Origin of the sequence: Sphingosinicella microcystinivorans (assembly GCF_027941835.1) — a bacterium.
Taxonomy (GTDB): domain Bacteria; phylum Pseudomonadota; class Alphaproteobacteria; order Sphingomonadales; family Sphingomonadaceae; genus Sphingosinicella.
Genome location: NZ_CP116005.1, coordinates 1,189,780 through 1,204,675 on the forward strand (window position 1 = coordinate 1,189,780; position 14,896 = coordinate 1,204,675).

A 14,896-nucleotide genomic window follows, 5' to 3' on the forward strand; every position below is an offset into this window, starting at 1 on the left:
AAATCCGCAACCAGAGGGGTCGTGTGAACCCGGTACGTCCGATAGACCGGGCCGGAACGAACCTATCGGGCTGCGAGCCCTGTCTTGTGCAATTAATTGCAAATCATGCATCCTCATCCCGAAACCTCCGGACGTCCCGGTAACGGGAGAGAGCGGTCAGCCGTCGAGCCTCGAAGGCCGACTGCACCGCCGCATGGGCGCGAACGCCGTTCGCCAGGATATAGTATTTATGCGCGGTCTGATGGTCGGCATGGCCGAGCAGGTCGGACACCAGCGCCACCATATCGGGATCATGGTCGACGAAACTGGTCGCAGCGATGCTGCGGCCAAGGTGCGGCCAGATGGGACGACCGAAGGCATCCTGAGTGCGTTTCTCGATCTGGGCGCGGATCGGCCCGTCGTCCATCGGTTTGCCCCATCGGTCGATCCACAGCCGATCAGTCCTCGCGTCATTGCCGCGTGCCAACAGCCTGCGCCGGTGGTCGCGCAGCCAGATGTCGATATAGGGGCTGAGCGCCGGCGACAGTTCCGCCTGATAGGGATGAGCGGTCTTGGTCTCTTCCTCGGTGAAGAAGAGCCAATAACGGTCGCCATCGAACAGCAGATGTCTGCCGATCTCGATGGCTGTCAGGTTGGCAAGCCGCAGGATCGGGCAACTGGCAAGGACTGTCAAACGGCGTTCAAAAGGGACCCCCGATCGGCGTCGAAGAGGGACCCCCTTTTCGGATAATATGATGCTGGTTTGTTGAAGATGGCCTTGCGCTGCGTGCGGCGGAGGGCGGGCGTAGCCCGACCGGAGGCGCGCGCAGCGCAAGATAGATTTTTGAAGGCGCCGAAGGTGGCTGTCAGCTGCGGTTTTTGAAGCGCCAGCTGTCGTTGCCCGTCTCGACGATATCGCAGTGGTGGGTGACGCGGTCGAGCAGCGCCGTGGTCATCTTGGGATCGCCGAACACGGTCGGCCATTCGCCGAAGGCGAGGTTCGTGGTGATGATGACGCTGGTCCGCTCATAAAGCTTGCTGATGAGGTGGAACAGCAACTGCCCTCCCGAGCGGGCGAACGGCAGATAACCGAGCTCGTCGAGCACGATCAGGTCGAGCCGCGACAGCTGCGCCGCCAGGGTCCCGCCTTTGCCGATCCGGGTCTCCTCTTCGAGGCGTGTCACCAGATCGACGGTGTTGAAGTAGCGGGCGCGAGCGCCCCTTCGCACGACATTGGCGGTGATCGCGATGGCGAGGTGGGTCTTGCCTGTCCCCGTGCCGCCGACCAGCACGATATTGCGGCGAGGCGGGAGGAAGGAGCCATCGTGAAGGGAGCGGATCATCTCCTCATTGATCGGTGTGCCCTCGAAGCTGAACCGCTCCAGGTCCTTCACCACGGGCAGCCTCGCAGCCGTCATCCGATAGCGGATGGAGGCTGCATCCCGGTGGGTCGCCTCAGCACGGAGCAGGTCGGTCAGTATCTCCATGGTGGTGCGCTTGCGCTGGAGGCCGGTGGTGACCGCCTCGTCGAACGCCGCCGCCATGCCCTTGAGTCCGAGGCCGCGCATCGTGTCGATCATATCATGCCGCTGCATCATAGCCTCGCAGCAGATCATAGCGGGCACAGTCGGCGAGCGGAGGATGCTGCAGCATCCGGTCTTCCGAAGTGACGATGCTGTGGGGTGTCGCCGGCTCGCGGCGCCGGGAGAGGATGTTGAGGATCAGCTCGTCGCTGGCCGTTCCGTTCGCCAACGCTTCGCGCACGGCAGCCTCTACCGGCTCCAGGCCATCGGTGAGCACCGCCGAGAGGACCCGCACGAACCTGCGATCGGCCTCGTCCCCGGTGCCGAGCCTTCGCCGTAATCGGTGCAGGGCGGGCGGCAGATCCCAGTCCTGGAACGGTGCGCCGTTACGCAGCGCGCCGGGCTTGTGCGCGAGGACCGGCAGATAATGCCAGGGATCGTATATCGTGCGGTTCCGACCGAAGTGGCGCTCATGCTCCCCGACGATCGCATCGCCGCAGCGTATGACGATGCGATCGGCATAGGAGCGCACCTGAACGGTCCGGCGTGCGGCCGTCGACATGACCGAGTAGCGGTTGCGATCGAAGCTGATGAGGCAGGTGCCGGTGACGGCATGCTCGCTCTCATGGAAGCCGTCGAACGGTGCCAGGATCGGCTGCAGGGCCGGTCGCTCCATATCCAGCGCCTCGGCGACGGTAATATCCCCGCGTTCGGGATGGGCATGATGCTCGGCCCAGCGCCGGCACTCGGCCTCCAGCCACCCGTTGAGCTCGGCCAGGCTGGCGAACCGGAGTCGCGGCTGGAAGAAGCGGCCTCGGATCGTCTGGACCTGCTGCTCGACCTGGCCCTTCTCCCATCCCGCCGCCGGCGAGCAGGCGGTCGGCTCGACCATGTAATGATCGGTCATGATCAGGAAGCGGCGGTTGAACACACGCTCCTTGCCGGTGAACACGGCCGTCACCGCCGTCTTCATATTATCGTAGATACCGCGTCGCGGCACACCGCCGAAGAACGCGAACGCCCGGGCATGGGCATCGAACAGCATCTCCTGGCCCTCGCGCGGATAGGCCCGGACATAGGGTGCGCGCGAGTCGCAGAGACGCATATGCGCCACCTTCACCCGCATCGGCTTGCCGGCGATCTCCACATCCTCGTGGCTCCAGTCGAACTGGTAGGCCTCACCCGGCTGGAAGGTCATCGGGATGAACGCCGGTGCGCCTTCGCCAGCATCCTTCCGCCGCGCAGCACGCCAGCGCGCCGCATAGCGGCGCACCGCATCATAGGATCCATCGAACCCCTCGCGCACCAGCAGGTCATGGATACGCGTCATCCGTAGCCGATCGCGGCGGCCGCGACCTTCGTTCTCCTCAAGCAGCGCATCGAGACGATCCTGATAAGGACCGATCCGCGGCAGCGGCTGGACTTTGCGCTGATAGTTGAACGCCGCCTCCGGCGACCGGATCGCTTTGCGGACGACCTTCCGCGACAAACGAAGGTCACGAGCGATCGCCTTGATCGCCTTACCCGCTGCATGCTCACGCCGAATCCGAACCACTGTCTCCACGATCAACATCCCGTTCTCGCCAACTGATCAAAACCAGTCGGCCGACTAAATCCCCGGGATGAAGGGGTCCTTTTTGCACGCCGATCACCCCACGAAGGGGGTGCCTATTGCACGCTGATCCTCAATTATGACCGTAACAGCAACGGACGAGGATCGCGCTCGCTGGGCCGAAGAAGAAAAGAAGCGCAAGGCTGAACGGGAAGCACAACAGGCTAGGGAGGCTGCCGAAAAAGCCGCTGCCGAAGCCGCCCGCAGGCAGGAAGAAGAGAAGCAGGCCCAAAAGGAAGCCCAGTTCAAGTGTGCTTCTTCATGGGACGGGTCAATCCAAGGCATAGAGTATGCCATCGCGGCAAAGCTACGCGATCCCGACAGCTTTCAGCACATTGAAACCAGCATCGGTCCCGTTCAGGAAAACGGCACCCAGTTGTTTGTCATGAAATACCGTGCCCGCAACGGGTTTGGAGGCCTCAATATCGGAACGGCGATCGGTGCGCTGCGGAATTCAGACTGCGAGATTCTCGAACTCGCCGTCTAAGGGTGACCGCCGGACATGCTGCTGCTTGTATAGTTCACAGACCAAACCTGCAGCAGAGCCTCTGACCGCGATACCACCGCGCTCGCGGACGAGCGGCAGGAGCGCGCTATGGTCAACGAGGCGCAGCGCTACCGCACCAATCCCGCCTGTCGCGCCGATCGGTTTTTCGAAGACTGAACCAGGCTCAGAAAGCAGCAGGAGAATGCGAAGTTCTGGGCGAGGAGCACAAGCACAGATCAACGTAGGCATGGCCGGGCTCGCGCGCAGCCTCGAACGCGATACACAGATAGAATCGTTCCTCCACCCGCGTGCACGTGAGCTCGGACTCTTCCTGCCATTCGAAGCAAACTGTCCCGTGAGCTATCACACTGGTTCGGGCTCGGCCGGTGGTGAGAGCTCGGGCGACAGCTTTACCGACAAGCCAGATTCCACGGTGGTGCTAAGGCGATGAGACGGTATGGGCGACGCTTGGGTCTGCCTTCAGACGAGCACATTCTTCCCGCTCATGTAGACATATACTTCCTGGAACTTGCCGTCGCGTACACGCCAGAAGTTCGTGTTGAAAAGCTGCGTCACCTCACCATCATGCCCAGTCAAGAGAGCTTCAAAACTGGCACTGATACGACCGTTCGCAGAATCCACAGTGCACACGAAATCCTTATGCACGATTTCCTTATAGGATCGGAAAAAGTCCTCGAACATTCTCTTGATATCGGCTTTGCCCGCATGGCGGGTAAAGCTGGTCTGGACGGTGAATAATGCTTCGTCGTGAAAACAGGCAAGCGTGCCGTCGAGGTTCTTCGCATCGACACTGGCGAAATACTTTTGCGTCGCGAGCTGGATCAATCCATCACGGTCGAGCGTGGGCTGATACTGCATCAGATATCTCCCTTCTTCAGAAGATTGTCACCGCTCATATAGACATAGACGCGATGGAAGAGCCGGTCCTTGAGATAGAAGCGGTTGGCGTTCTCGTACCGCAACTCGCTTCCTCCATTGGGCGTGATGAGCACGGTGAACTGCGCGTTCACGGCATTGGCCTGTGGATCGGCGGTAATCACGAAATTGCCATGCCAGATATCGGAGAAATCGGCGAAGAGCTTGCGAAACATCGCCGCCACACCCTCATCACGGCCGCGATGCACGGTGTTGCTCGTCACCTCGGTCAGCACCGCGTCTTCGGTGAAGCAATTCAGGATCTGGGCGAGATTCTTGTTGTCGACACCATCGAAATAGCGCTTCGTGACAATGTCGACATAAAAGGGATAGGGTAAGGGCTTGGCACATGGGCCCGCTTCAGTCCAGTTTCCAGACATCAGAACCAACCTTTCCGGATTTCGGCATCCTTTGGGACTTCGGGACAGGGATAAGCACGCTTGGAATGGCTCAGCCCTAACTCGATCAGGGTTTCGAGTTGTTTGTATGCAACGAGACCGGGATTGATCACCGGCACCGGCAATTCGCTGGCAAGATAGTTGGCGGACTGGTGCATCGTGGTGCTGCCCAGCACGATCACGTCGGCGCCATCTTCCTCGATCGCACGCATCGCTTCCTCCTTGAGCCTGGCAAAGATCACCTCTTCCTTGCCAGCCAGCAGTTCGCTCAGATCCGGTCGCGTGTTGATCGACCGCACCGAAGCGAGGCGATCGTCGATGCCATATTCCCTGATCGTCTTTTCATAGAGCGGGAACCATTGAGGCCACATGGTGAGCACGGTGAACTGCTTGCCCAGCATCATCGCAGCGCAGAAAGCCGCCTCGCCCGGCCCCACGACGGGAATCGACAGGCGGGAGCGCAACGCTCGAAGACCAGAATCGCTCACTGTATCGATCAACACGCCCGCATAGCCCTCGCCCTCGGCGCTGACACCAGTCTGGAACACCGTCCAGTCCATGAGAAGCATGTCGTGGTAGCTGTCGCCAAGCGCCGCCCCCCAGGGCACCGCCACAAATTCGGGTACGAAACCTGAGCGTATCACAGATGGGGGCAATTGCGACGCACGGTTGGCGACGCCGGCGGCATCCATCGGAATCGGCACGATGACTTTTATACGTTTCATGCTACTGCCCTTCGCTGACCAAATGCAGAATTATTGTATACAAAATATCTGGTCAAGTGCGAAAATAGGCTTATAAAGGAAATAAGAGCCGACAAAAATGAGTACAAAGGAGCTCAACCATGTCCAAAGCTGCCGAACATGCCTATCTTGAAATAAAGTCCCGTATTCTTTCAGGACTGTTGCAGCCGGGCGTCCAACTCCGGGAAGAAGAACTGGCAGCGCTGTGCGGGGTCAGCCGCACCCCTGTCCGCGACGCACTCAAACGGCTTGAGGCGGAGTTTTTCATACGCAGGACTGATGCCGCGCGGACCTTCGTCTGCGACTGGTCGCTAGATGACATCGACGAGATGTTCGCACTGCGCGGGATGTTGGAGGGACATGCAGCAGCGCGTTGTGCGGCGCGGATGGACCGCACCGACCTATGCGAGCTTCAGGCCATCAACGACCGGCTGGCCGAGGCGCTTAGGACACCCGGAGAGGTGTTCCAGGATTTTCTGCAACTCAATGCCCAGTTTCACAACAAGATACTCGACTCCGCAGGGTCCCATCGTCTTTCGGGTATGCTGGGCCGCCTGATCGAACAGCCCGTCGTTCAGCAGACCGCGCGGCAATATGATCGCGCACAGCTTATCCAGAGCCAAACCGAACACGCCGAGCTTCTTGCCGCCTTTTCGCGGCGCGACGCCGAATGGGCGCGTTCGATCATGATGAGTCACATTCGGCGCGCGTTCCACGCATTCGCCGATAAATTTCAGCAAACCCGCGTTGCTGTGGCCAACCAAACCCGTCCCTGAGGCATTGATGGTCGACTCATCTCTTTTGAACGCCAGAGCAATCATCGAGTCCGGCCGGGCGGCGCCCGCACTTGTCCGCACCTTTTTCGACAAGGATACGTTCACCGCCACTCATCTCCTCTGGGACCCGGCCACATACCGGGCGGCAGTGATCGACAGCGTACTCGATTTCGACCCCGCCTCCGGCCGCACCGCAACACGCTCTGCCGACGCGGTTATCGCCTGTGTCGCCGAAGAAGACCTCACCGTCGACTGGCACCTGGAAACCCATGTCCATGCCGATCATCTTTCGGCTGCGCCCTACCTCAAGGAACGGCTGGGCGGCACGATCGCTATCGGCAAGGATATCGTCACTGTCCAGCGCACGTTCGGCAAGGTGTTCAACGAGGACACCCGTTTCGCTTACGACGGATCACAGTTCGACCACTTATTCGGCAATGGCGACCGCTTCCGGATTGGGTCGATCGAGGCAATCGCGCTTCACGTTCCCGGCCACACGCCGGCAGACATGGCGTATGTGATCGGCGATGCAACTTTCGTGGGTGATACGCTGTTCATGCCCGATTATGGGACCGCGCGCACCGATTTCCCCGGCGGCAGTGCGCGCCAGCTCTACCGCTCAATTCGGCGCCTGCTCTCGCTGCCCGATGAGACGCGGCTTTTCCTCTGCCATGACTATAAGGCGGCGGGTCGCGACAACTTCGCCTGGGAGACCACGGTCGCCGCCGAGCGGACGGGAAATATCCATGTCCGCGACGGAACGACCGAGGACACCTTCGTCACGATGCGCGAAGCACGGGATGCGGCGCTCGGGATGCCCCGCCTGATACTTCCCTCCATCCAAGTCAACATGCGAGCCGGGCGGTTGCCCGAGCCCGAGGGCAATGGCGTGCACTATCTCAAGCTGCCGATCAACATGTTCTAGGCAATGATGCTCGAACCTCTCCAGTATGCGCTTGGCGCCGTCTCGGGCTCGTTGGTAGGCTTCATCCTAGGGCTGATCGGGGGTGGGGGCTCGATCCTCGCAGTACCGCTGATGGTCTATCTGGTGGGTGTTCCCAATCCGCATATCGCGATCGGTACAAGTGCGCTCGCGGTCGCGGTCAACGCCGGTATCAACCTTATCGCTCACGCGCGCACGCGCGCCGTCAAATGGCAGTGCGCGAGCATCTACGCCGCGGCAGGCATGATTGGCGCCTATTTCGGGTCGAGTGCAGGCAAGGTTTTCGACGGGCATCGCCTGCTCTTCCTGTTCGCGCTGCTGATGATCGCGGTGGGCGTGTTGATGCTGCGAAAGCGTAGCGACTCCGGCAATCCCGATGTGGAATGCCAACGCCATAATGCTCCCAAGGTAATCGTTTATGGTAGTATGACCGGCTTGTTTTCTGGCTTTTTCGGTATTGGCGGCGGCTTCTTGATCGTACCCGGGCTGATAGCCGCGACAGGGATGCCGATGATCAACGCGATCGGATCTTCGTTGGTCGCGGTGACCGTGTTCGGGTTCACCACCGCGATCAATTATGCCGCGTCCGGCCTCGTCGACTGGCCGCTCGCCGTTGTCTTCATCGCTGGCGGCATCGCCGGCGGCATTGCAGGCATCTTCGCGTCACGCAGGCTTTACACTCGAAAAGGCGCGCTCAATCTCGTATTCAGCGGCATGATCTTCATGGTGGCAGCCTATATCATCTTCGACTTCATCACAAAGCCCTGATCGCCGCGATCTTGTCCAGCAGCAGCGCCGAGGAGACGACATCGGCATATTTCTGGTCGAGATCGAAAAGATTCTGGCGATGGACGACCGGATCGCGATCGGCCGAGGCATCGTCTGCCACCAGTGCGCGAAAACCGTAACACAGCGCATCGAGTGCGGACGCGCGCACGCAGCCCGACGTGGAAAAGCCAGTGACGACGCAAGTATCGCACCTCAGCGCGTGCAGCGTCGAGGCGAGGCTCGTGCCGAAAAACGCACTGGGATATTGCTTGGTAATCACCAGATCGCCGCGAAACGGTGTCAGCCGAGGATCGAAGTCGCCGAGCGGGTTTCCCTCGTCAAAACAGGCGAGCGCGCGCACGCGGCGATAGAACAGTCCCCCGTTGGTACCGCCGGGCTGGTAGAGGACGCGGGTAAAGACCACCGGCAGTTCCGCCGCACGAAAAGCATCGGCAAGCGTGATATTGACCGCGAGTGCGGCTTCTCCTGTTGTGAGGTAGAGGGGGGATTCCGGCACCAGATAGGCCCGCGCTACATCGACAATGATAAGCGCCGGGTGCTGGCCAAGGCCAAGCGTACCGCCAAAGCCCGCCCGGGCATAGTCGGCGGACAACGCTTTACCTTCCTCTACACTCATCTAGATCACGCCCTCCTCGCGCAACGCCTCCATCTCGGTGTTGCTCATACCGAGCAGGCCGCCATAGATTTCTTCATTATGTGCGCCGATCATGGGGCCCGGCCAAGCGATTTCGCCCGGCGTCTCGGACAGCTTGGGAAACACCGACTGCATCACCAGATTACTGAATTCGGGATGTGCCACCTTCACCAGCGCCTCGCGCGCTGTGAACTGCGGATCAGCCAGCATGTCGTCGGCACGATATATCTTGCCAGCGGGCACGCCCCCGGCATCGAGCAGCACGAGAAGATCGGCTGTCTTGAATCCACGCGTCCATTCGGAGATCAGCGCATCGAGTTCCTCCTGATGTTCGCCCCGCGCGGCATGGTCCGCGTAGCGTGGATCGACCGCAAGCTCCGGCCTACCCATCGTGTCAGCCAACCGCGACCAGACCGAGTCCTGATTGGCGCCGATCAATATCTCGCCATCGGTGCAAGGATAGACATTGGACGGCGCGATCTTGGGCAGGATAGAGCCGGTGCGCTCGCGGATGAGCCCGGCCTCTGTATATTCGGGCACAGTCGATTCCATCACCGCCAGCACCGATTCATAAATGGCGGCGTCGACCACCTGTCCCTCTGCGGTGACATGACGCCGATGAAGGGCCATCAGTGCGCCAAGGCAGGCGAAGGTCGCGGCGAGCGAGTCCCCGATCGAAAGCCCGATCCGTGATGGAGGGGTGGAGGGATCGCCGGCAAGATAGCGCATCCCGCCCATCGCCTCGCCAATCGAGCCATAGCCCGCGCGGCCGGCATAGGGGCCCGTCTGACCAAAGCCCGACACACGCACCATGATCAGGCCCTTGTTGATCGCGCGGAGCTCCTCGTAGCTGAGATTCCATTTCTCAAGGGTGCCAGGCCGGAAATTCTCAAGCAGGAAATCGGCATTCTTCAGGAGGCGACGGACGATATCCTGACCTTTGGCAGAGCGCAGGTTGAGCGTGATGCATTTCTTGTTGCGACCCACAACCGGAAACCAGACAGGCTTGCCCTGTCCCCACTGACGCATCGGATCGCCCTGACCCGGCAATTCGATCTTGATCACCTCGGCGCCATGATCGGCCATGAGCTGGCCACAGAAAGGACCAGCGATAAGCTGTCCCATTTCGATCATCCGAAGTCCAACAAGGGCTCCGTGCCTATTTTCAGCCATTGTCTCTCCTCTGTTTGGAAGACAGCTGAGCGCCCGCCCGATTCGTCCTGTGCATAATCGGGGTGAAGGAAGAGCCGCTCATGTGAAGCCCCCGCGTCTCTAAACGAACCCCAAGCCGCTCATCTTGCTCAGATCGATCTTCGCCCGGCTCACCGCCTCGATCGCATCGGCGCGATCTTCGGGTTCGGCAGCGAGCACCCACATCGCCGCAGCGCGCATTCCCGAACGGCAGAAAGCAAGCACCTTGCCCCCACCCGCTCGGCCCAGCGCCTCGCGAAAGGCGTCAACCGACGGTTCGGTCCATTTCCCCGCAACAACCGGGATATGGATATAGTCTATCCCGTGTACGGCCAGCGCCTGGCCGACCGAAGCGCTTCCAGGCTGACCTTCCTCCTCTCCGTCCGGGCGGTTGTTGATAACGAGTGTAAAGCCCTGTGCGGCGATCCCGGGGAGGTGATCGGGCAGGAGCTGGCCACACACCGTAAAGCTGGGCGCGATCTCGACGAGCTGGGGCGACATGTTCTCTCTGTTCCCGGAGCTCAACCGATCGGGTGACGCGCCATCCAGTCGGTGAGCACGTCGACTGTCTCCTGCGGCTTCTCGATCATGTAGAATGTACCGCCGCAGCCTGCGATAAGCGCTGTTTCAACATCGCCCGCGATCCCCTGCTCGACCTGTCGGATCGCATGTTGGTTGGCCTCGTTACCGGCCACGCCGACATCGCCCATCAGAAGTAGCGTCGGACAACTGATCTTGGGAAGATCGGAGCTGCGGTCGCTGACCTTCATCCCAGCCCACAGGGCGCGAAACGCCTCCGGATCGAGATTGGCGCACAGCGTAGAGGATTCCCACTCTCCCATTTCCTTGGTCATGTGAGGTGAACTGAAGCGCTCGACGATGATCTTTGACCAGAATTCCAGGGAATCGAACGCATAGGAGAGTTCGACGCCAGCATCAAAAACGTGCTTGATCGTGCGTTTCGGGCTGTACCAAGGGAAAAGGATGAGGCTCGCTGTGCGGTCCGGATAGTCCGCCGCGAACTTGACGGCGATATGGCTGCACGCGCAACCCCAGATATGTGCCTTTTCAACCCCGGCATCATCCATGATCGCCAGCAGGTCGGCCGCCTGGTCGGCATAGTCGGCATAGTGCACTTCGGGCAAGGGGCGCGACTTGCCTACCCCCCGGAAATCCCAGTTCAGCACTGATGCCTTTTCCTTGAGGAGCGGGGTCACATAATCGAACTGGTTGGACACAAGCCCGATCCCACCGATGCAGGCGATGGTGTCACCGCTGCCTTCAACTTCGTACCAGAGCTTCGCCCCATTTGCCTCTACGATCGGCATATTCTATCTCCTGAAACCAGATTAGAAACGTACCTTGCCCTCGACACCCACCAATCGGTGCGCGCCCTGGAAAATGAAGGCGCCGCCGAACTCTGGCGCCGGAATGACTTCGCGTAGATATTTCTTGTTGAAAAGATTTTGGGCGAATAGCGTGATTCCCCAGTTTTCCATCTCGAAGCCTGCACGCAAATTTGTGGTATGATAGGCGTCCCGGCGCGTCTTGCCCATGTCGGAAGGCACGCCATTGAGCGTCGGCGAGAGACCGTGGACAACATGGAACCACGTCGGCCCGGTCATCTGCCAATCCAACCGCGCGCGGAAGTCAATGTCCGACGTGACGGGCAACACGAGGTCGCCGCCCGCATTCAGCGTATACTTGGGCGCGTAAGGAATGGGCACACCTTCCGTGCCGACGCGAGTCGTGTTCTTGACGACCTTGGTGTCCATGAGGTTAGCCCCCGCATAGAGGGAGAACGCCTGCGACACCTTGTAGTTCGCATTGAGTTCGACACCCGCTGCGCGCGCCTTGTCGATGTTGGTTACCTGGCGGAGCAGGCCGAAGGCGCCGACGAAGAACTCGAAGAACTGCATGTTCTTGATCTCGGTCCAGTATACCGAACCGTCAGCGGTAAGGCGGCCGCCGAGCGTATTGGCCTTGAAGCCCGCCTCGAACGCGCTGCTGGTCTCTTTCTTGAAACTGTCCTGCACATTGATCGTGGCGCCCAACGGTTCGTTGAGAAACAGATCAATCGTTGCCTTGCTTCCCTGGCTGTTGAAGCCGCCGCTGCGGAAACCCACACCCCAGCTTCCGAACAGCGTCAGCTCGCGGGAGGCATCCCACGTCACACTGATCTTCGGCTGGAGCTGCTCGAAGGTTCTCTTCTGGTCGGGCAATACGCCCGCAGGATTAATTGCAGGATTGAGGCCCGGATTGAGCGGCGCGCCGCCGATAAATGGACCGCCATCGAAGACGATGTAGCGCGTGCGAGCATCGGTCGGCACCAGGTTATGGACCTTGCGTTTCTCACGGTCGTAGCGCAGCGCTGCGGAAAATTCGAGTTCAGGCGTAAGGTCATAGGAAGCCTGACCGAACACGGCATAAACTTTGCTGTCGTATTTGTCCCAGGACAGCGCTTCCGTCGGGCTGCTAGACGACGGTGCGTTGTAGAGGGAGCGAATGATCGGCCCGCCAGTGTCGATGCCTTGGGCTACCCCCACCTCACGATTGATATCGAGGAAATAGAGGCCTGCGACCCAGTCAAACGCATTGTTGCCGCTTGATCCCAGACGAATCTCGAAACTCAGATCCTTCTGGTTGCGGACCTGATATTGATAGCCATCGCAGGTTGTGGGTGTGGTCGGGCCAAAAATCGACGTTTCAGGCGTCGGCCCCAGCGCCTGCGGGCCGGGCAGAACAAAGCCCGCATCGTAGAGCGCAGCCGTCGAAGCGCGGCAAGACGGCTCCTGAAAGAAGAATCCGAAGCCGCCGCTGGTGCCGTCCGCCAGCCATTCGTTCCGGATGTTGCTATAGAGCACCCAGGCGTTCAGCAGAACCGTGTCGAATTCATGCGTCAGCTTGATCGACGCATCAAATGAGTCCTGGATGTTGGACGGATCGACATTGGCGACAAACTCATATTTCTTGTGATCGTTGACGTCTTCGAAGAAAAGCGGATTGTCGAGGAAGTCGGCGAAAGCGGGAAGCGCGAAGGCAGCGTTGAAGCTCGCTGGCCCCGCCGAGACATGACCGACATGGATCTTGGCGTCTATTTCGGTTCCGCCACCCGTCCAGACGAGACGACCGTCGAAGTTATAGCCCTCGTAGTCGTCGACTACTCTGGCGTTCAGATAGCGATTCCTGAAGAAGCCATCGGTTGTGCGGTAGTCCGCGTGGAGGCTCGCGGCTAGGCTTCCCGGGACAATCGGCAGGTTCAAGGTTGCCGAGGCGAAGTAGCTGTTGTGCTCGCCTCCCGAAGCCTTGGCCTCGAAGCCCAATTCGTCGCCGGGCTTGTTGGTCGTGATGATGAATGCGCCCGCCGAGGCATTGCGGCCATAGAGCGCGCTTTGCGGACCTTTCAGAACCTCGATCTGACGCAGATTGGCATATTCGCGGTTGAGCGCGGCCGGATTGGTCATAACGATACCATCGACGATCAGCGCGTAGCTGTTCTCTGTATCTTTGGCACCGTTTATGCCGCGAATGCTGACCTGAGTATCACCGACTTCGGCCGTCTGGACCAGAGACACGCCGGGCGTCAATCGAATGAAATCCTCCGCCCGCACGACGCCTGCCGTCTCAAGCATGTCCTGCGTCAGCGCAGTAACAGTCGCGGGAACATCCTGAAGGCGCTCGCTCATTTTTCGCGCCGTGACAATGATCGCCCCACTGTCATCGAGCGGTTCCTGCTCTTGTGCGCGGGCCGTTCCCGTGAGCGCAAGAGCCGCCACACCGGTAAGAAAAAATTGAGAGCTTCTCTTCATGAGACGTACCTTCCCCCCTGATTTTCGTTTGGTCACACCGTCTGAATTATCGAGCAGCCAACGCTCAGCGCGCCGGATGACGCGTCATCCAGTCCGCCAGAGCAGCGACGGTTTCCTCGGGCCGCTCGATCATGAAATAAGTACCGCCGCTGTCGGCGACGAGCCTCGACTCGAAATCGCCCTTGACAGCGTTGCGTACCTTCTCGATTTCACGCCGATTTGCCTCTGAACCGGCAACGCCGGCATCACCCATCAGCAACAACACGGGCGCCTGCACCTTCGGCAGGTCACAGCTCCGGTCGCTGTCCTTCATCGAACTCCAGTGGATCCGGAACATTTCCGGAGACAGGTTACCGAGGAGTTTCGGTACCTCCCAATCGACCATCTTGGCCTTGTAGTTCTCCGTCGTGAATTTCGTTGCAATGACCTTCGCCCAATACTCAAGCGAATTGAAAGCGAGTGACAACTCGACGCCCGCATCGAAGATATGGCTGATCGTCTTCTTGGGACTATACCACGGGAAAAAGATCAGGCTCGCCGTCCGCTCCGGATATTTTGCTGCAAAGCGTACCCCGATGTGACTGCAGGCGGCTGCCCATATGTGCGCCTTTTCGATCCCCGCAGCATCCATCACCGCCAAAAGATCCTCGGCCTGATCGGCATAGTCGTCGTAATTGACCTGCGGCACAGGCATCGACTTGCCAACTCCCCGCAGATCCCAGTTGATCACCTTGGCCTGGCGCGCGAGCAGCGGCGTGACGAAATCAAACTGATTGGATACCAGCCCCATTCCGCCAATGCAGACGATAGGTTCGCCCGCACCTTGAACATCATACCAGATTTGCGCGCTATTCGATTCCACTGTGGGCATTCGAGACTCCCTCCAAGGCGACTCCATTGAGTCAATTTGTATACATTTCTACAGATGGCGTCAATAGATCACCTGAGAAAAATCCCTTTCAACTCTCAAGACGCGATTTTCTTGAAGAGGCTTCCAGCAACGTTCATGATTGCAGGAGCTACCTTTGCATATCGCATATAATTCTGCAGAATCTGGCGCGCCCGTTCCACGGGAC

General features: G+C 59.8%; 16 protein-coding genes. 4 read left to right on the forward strand and 12 right to left on the reverse strand.

The features are described from left to right. Positions 1 to 103 precede the first annotated feature (103 nt). The 3 genes from PE061_RS05690 to istA all read right to left on the reverse strand — a co-directional run bounded on the left by PE061_RS05690 (position 104) and on the right by istA (position 3,075). Positions 104 to 673, reverse strand: a complete 570-nt coding sequence (locus PE061_RS05690) for a tyrosine-type recombinase/integrase (protein WP_271258189.1) — start codon at positions 671 to 673, stop codon at positions 104 to 106. Between the two features lie 172 nt (positions 674 to 845). Continuing rightward, positions 846 to 1,574: an IS21-like element helper ATPase IstB gene (gene istB / locus PE061_RS05695; protein ID WP_031304487.1), complete on the reverse strand. Its 729-nt coding sequence runs from the start codon at positions 1,572 to 1,574 to the stop codon at positions 846 to 848. Continuing rightward, positions 1,561 to 3,075: an IS21 family transposase gene (gene istA / locus PE061_RS05700; RefSeq protein WP_021238707.1), complete on the reverse strand. Its 1,515-nt coding sequence runs from the start codon at positions 3,073 to 3,075 to the stop codon at positions 1,561 to 1,563. Before istA ends, istB begins: the two co-directional genes overlap by 14 nt. A gap of 118 nt (positions 3,076 to 3,193) precedes the next feature. Here istA and PE061_RS05705 point away from each other — a divergent pair, with 118 nt between their 5' ends. Beyond that, positions 3,194 to 3,601 (forward strand): hypothetical protein, encoded by a 408-nt coding sequence (locus PE061_RS05705; RefSeq protein WP_271258190.1) that lies wholly within the window; start codon positions 3,194 to 3,196, stop codon positions 3,599 to 3,601. Positions 3,602 to 4,081: 480 nt separating this feature from the next. Here the strand turns inward: PE061_RS05705 and PE061_RS05710 are convergent, their stop codons facing one another. Genes PE061_RS05710 through PE061_RS05720 form a run of 3 tightly spaced genes read right to left on the reverse strand, consistent with a single transcriptional unit; the run spans position 4,082 to position 5,660 of the window. Beyond that, positions 4,082 to 4,480 carry a nuclear transport factor 2 family protein gene (locus PE061_RS05710; RefSeq protein WP_271258191.1) on the reverse strand — a complete coding sequence of 133 codons (399 nt, stop codon included), beginning with the start codon at positions 4,478 to 4,480 and terminating at the stop codon, positions 4,082 to 4,084. Next, positions 4,480 to 4,917 carry a nuclear transport factor 2 family protein gene (locus PE061_RS05715; protein ID WP_271258192.1) on the reverse strand — a complete coding sequence of 146 codons (438 nt, stop codon included), beginning with the start codon at positions 4,915 to 4,917 and terminating at the stop codon, positions 4,480 to 4,482. The genes PE061_RS05710 and PE061_RS05715 overlap by 1 nt, the downstream gene beginning before the upstream one ends. Further along, positions 4,917 to 5,660, reverse strand: coding sequence for an aspartate/glutamate racemase family protein (locus PE061_RS05720; RefSeq protein WP_271258193.1), 744 nt, complete (start codon positions 5,658 to 5,660; stop codon positions 4,917 to 4,919). The genes PE061_RS05715 and PE061_RS05720 overlap by 1 nt, the downstream gene beginning before the upstream one ends. Before the next feature lie 119 nt (positions 5,661 to 5,779). On the opposite strand from PE061_RS05720, the gene PE061_RS05725 reads away from it, so the two are divergent. From PE061_RS05725 to PE061_RS05735, 3 genes are read left to right on the forward strand one after another with little or no spacing between them, the layout of a single operon-like run. Next, positions 5,780 to 6,454: a GntR family transcriptional regulator gene (locus tag PE061_RS05725; protein ID WP_271258194.1), complete on the forward strand. Its 675-nt coding sequence runs from the start codon at positions 5,780 to 5,782 to the stop codon at positions 6,452 to 6,454. Between the two features lie 7 nt (positions 6,455 to 6,461). Further along, positions 6,462 to 7,379 (forward strand): MBL fold metallo-hydrolase, encoded by a 918-nt coding sequence (locus PE061_RS05730; protein ID WP_271258195.1) that lies wholly within the window; start codon positions 6,462 to 6,464, stop codon positions 7,377 to 7,379. A 3-nt stretch (positions 7,380 to 7,382) separates the two neighbouring features. Beyond that, a complete protein-coding gene (locus tag PE061_RS05735) occupies positions 7,383 to 8,165 on the forward strand; it encodes a sulfite exporter TauE/SafE family protein (RefSeq protein ID WP_271258196.1) in 783 nt (260 codons plus the stop codon). On the opposite strand, the gene PE061_RS05740 is transcribed toward PE061_RS05735, so the two are convergent. The 6 genes from PE061_RS05740 to PE061_RS05765 form a co-directional block, all read right to left on the reverse strand. Next, the gene (locus PE061_RS05740; protein ID WP_271258197.1) at positions 8,152 to 8,802 is read right to left on the reverse strand and encodes an isochorismatase family protein; all 651 of its coding nucleotides are present in this window, start codon (positions 8,800 to 8,802) and stop codon (positions 8,152 to 8,154) included. The two genes, PE061_RS05735 and PE061_RS05740, sit on opposite strands and share 14 nt — an antisense overlap. Next, on the reverse strand, positions 8,803 to 9,993 hold the full coding sequence (locus PE061_RS05745; RefSeq protein WP_271258198.1) for a CaiB/BaiF CoA transferase family protein: 1,191 nt from the start codon (positions 9,991 to 9,993) through the stop codon (positions 8,803 to 8,805). A gap of 99 nt (positions 9,994 to 10,092) precedes the next feature. Next, entirely contained in the window at positions 10,093 to 10,512 is a 420-nt protein-coding gene (locus PE061_RS05750; protein WP_271258199.1) for a TIGR01244 family sulfur transferase, read from the reverse strand. A gap of 20 nt (positions 10,513 to 10,532) precedes the next feature. Next, positions 10,533 to 11,339, reverse strand: coding sequence for an alpha/beta fold hydrolase (locus tag PE061_RS05755; protein ID WP_271258200.1), 807 nt, complete (start codon positions 11,337 to 11,339; stop codon positions 10,533 to 10,535). Positions 11,340 to 11,360: 21 nt separating this feature from the next. Next, positions 11,361 to 13,820 carry a TonB-dependent receptor gene (locus tag PE061_RS05760; RefSeq protein ID WP_271258201.1) on the reverse strand — a complete coding sequence of 820 codons (2,460 nt, stop codon included), beginning with the start codon at positions 13,818 to 13,820 and terminating at the stop codon, positions 11,361 to 11,363. A 64-nt stretch (positions 13,821 to 13,884) separates the two neighbouring features. Further along, positions 13,885 to 14,691, reverse strand: a complete 807-nt coding sequence (locus tag PE061_RS05765) for an alpha/beta fold hydrolase (RefSeq protein WP_271258202.1) — start codon at positions 14,689 to 14,691, stop codon at positions 13,885 to 13,887. Positions 14,692 to 14,896: the final 205 nt, after the last annotated feature.

Excerpts from the sequence above, each read along its gene's own strand:
- istB (WP_031304487.1), bottom strand. The coding sequence starts at position 1,574 with ATGCAGCGGCATGATATGATCGACACGATGCGCGGCCTCGGACTCAAG.
- PE061_RS05710 (WP_271258191.1), bottom strand. The coding sequence starts at position 4,480 with ATGCAGTATCAGCCCACGCTCGACCGTGATGGATTGATCCAGCTCGCG.
- PE061_RS05760 (WP_271258201.1), bottom strand. The coding sequence starts at position 13,820 with ATGAAGAGAAGCTCTCAATTTTTTCTTACCGGTGTGGCGGCTCTTGCG.
- PE061_RS05755 (WP_271258200.1), bottom strand. The coding sequence starts at position 11,339 with ATGCCGATCGTAGAGGCAAATGGGGCGAAGCTCTGGTACGAAGTTGAA.
- PE061_RS05765 (WP_271258202.1), bottom strand. The coding sequence starts at position 14,691 with ATGCCCACAGTGGAATCGAATAGCGCGCAAATCTGGTATGATGTTCAA.
- PE061_RS05740 (WP_271258197.1), bottom strand. The coding sequence starts at position 8,802 with ATGAGTGTAGAGGAAGGTAAAGCGTTGTCCGCCGACTATGCCCGGGCG.
- PE061_RS05705 (WP_271258190.1), top strand. The coding sequence starts at position 3,194 with ATGACCGTAACAGCAACGGACGAGGATCGCGCTCGCTGGGCCGAAGAA.
- PE061_RS05725 (WP_271258194.1), top strand. The coding sequence starts at position 5,780 with ATGTCCAAAGCTGCCGAACATGCCTATCTTGAAATAAAGTCCCGTATT.
- PE061_RS05730 (WP_271258195.1), top strand. The coding sequence starts at position 6,462 with ATGGTCGACTCATCTCTTTTGAACGCCAGAGCAATCATCGAGTCCGGC.
- PE061_RS05720 (WP_271258193.1), bottom strand. The coding sequence starts at position 5,660 with ATGAAACGTATAAAAGTCATCGTGCCGATTCCGATGGATGCCGCCGGC.
- PE061_RS05745 (WP_271258198.1), bottom strand. The coding sequence starts at position 9,993 with ATGGCTGAAAATAGGCACGGAGCCCTTGTTGGACTTCGGATGATCGAA.
- PE061_RS05750 (WP_271258199.1), bottom strand. The coding sequence starts at position 10,512 with ATGTCGCCCCAGCTCGTCGAGATCGCGCCCAGCTTTACGGTGTGTGGC.
- PE061_RS05715 (WP_271258192.1), bottom strand. The coding sequence starts at position 4,917 with ATGTCTGGAAACTGGACTGAAGCGGGCCCATGTGCCAAGCCCTTACCC.
- PE061_RS05735 (WP_271258196.1), top strand. The coding sequence starts at position 7,383 with ATGATGCTCGAACCTCTCCAGTATGCGCTTGGCGCCGTCTCGGGCTCG.
- istA (WP_021238707.1), bottom strand. The coding sequence starts at position 3,075 with ATGTTGATCGTGGAGACAGTGGTTCGGATTCGGCGTGAGCATGCAGCG.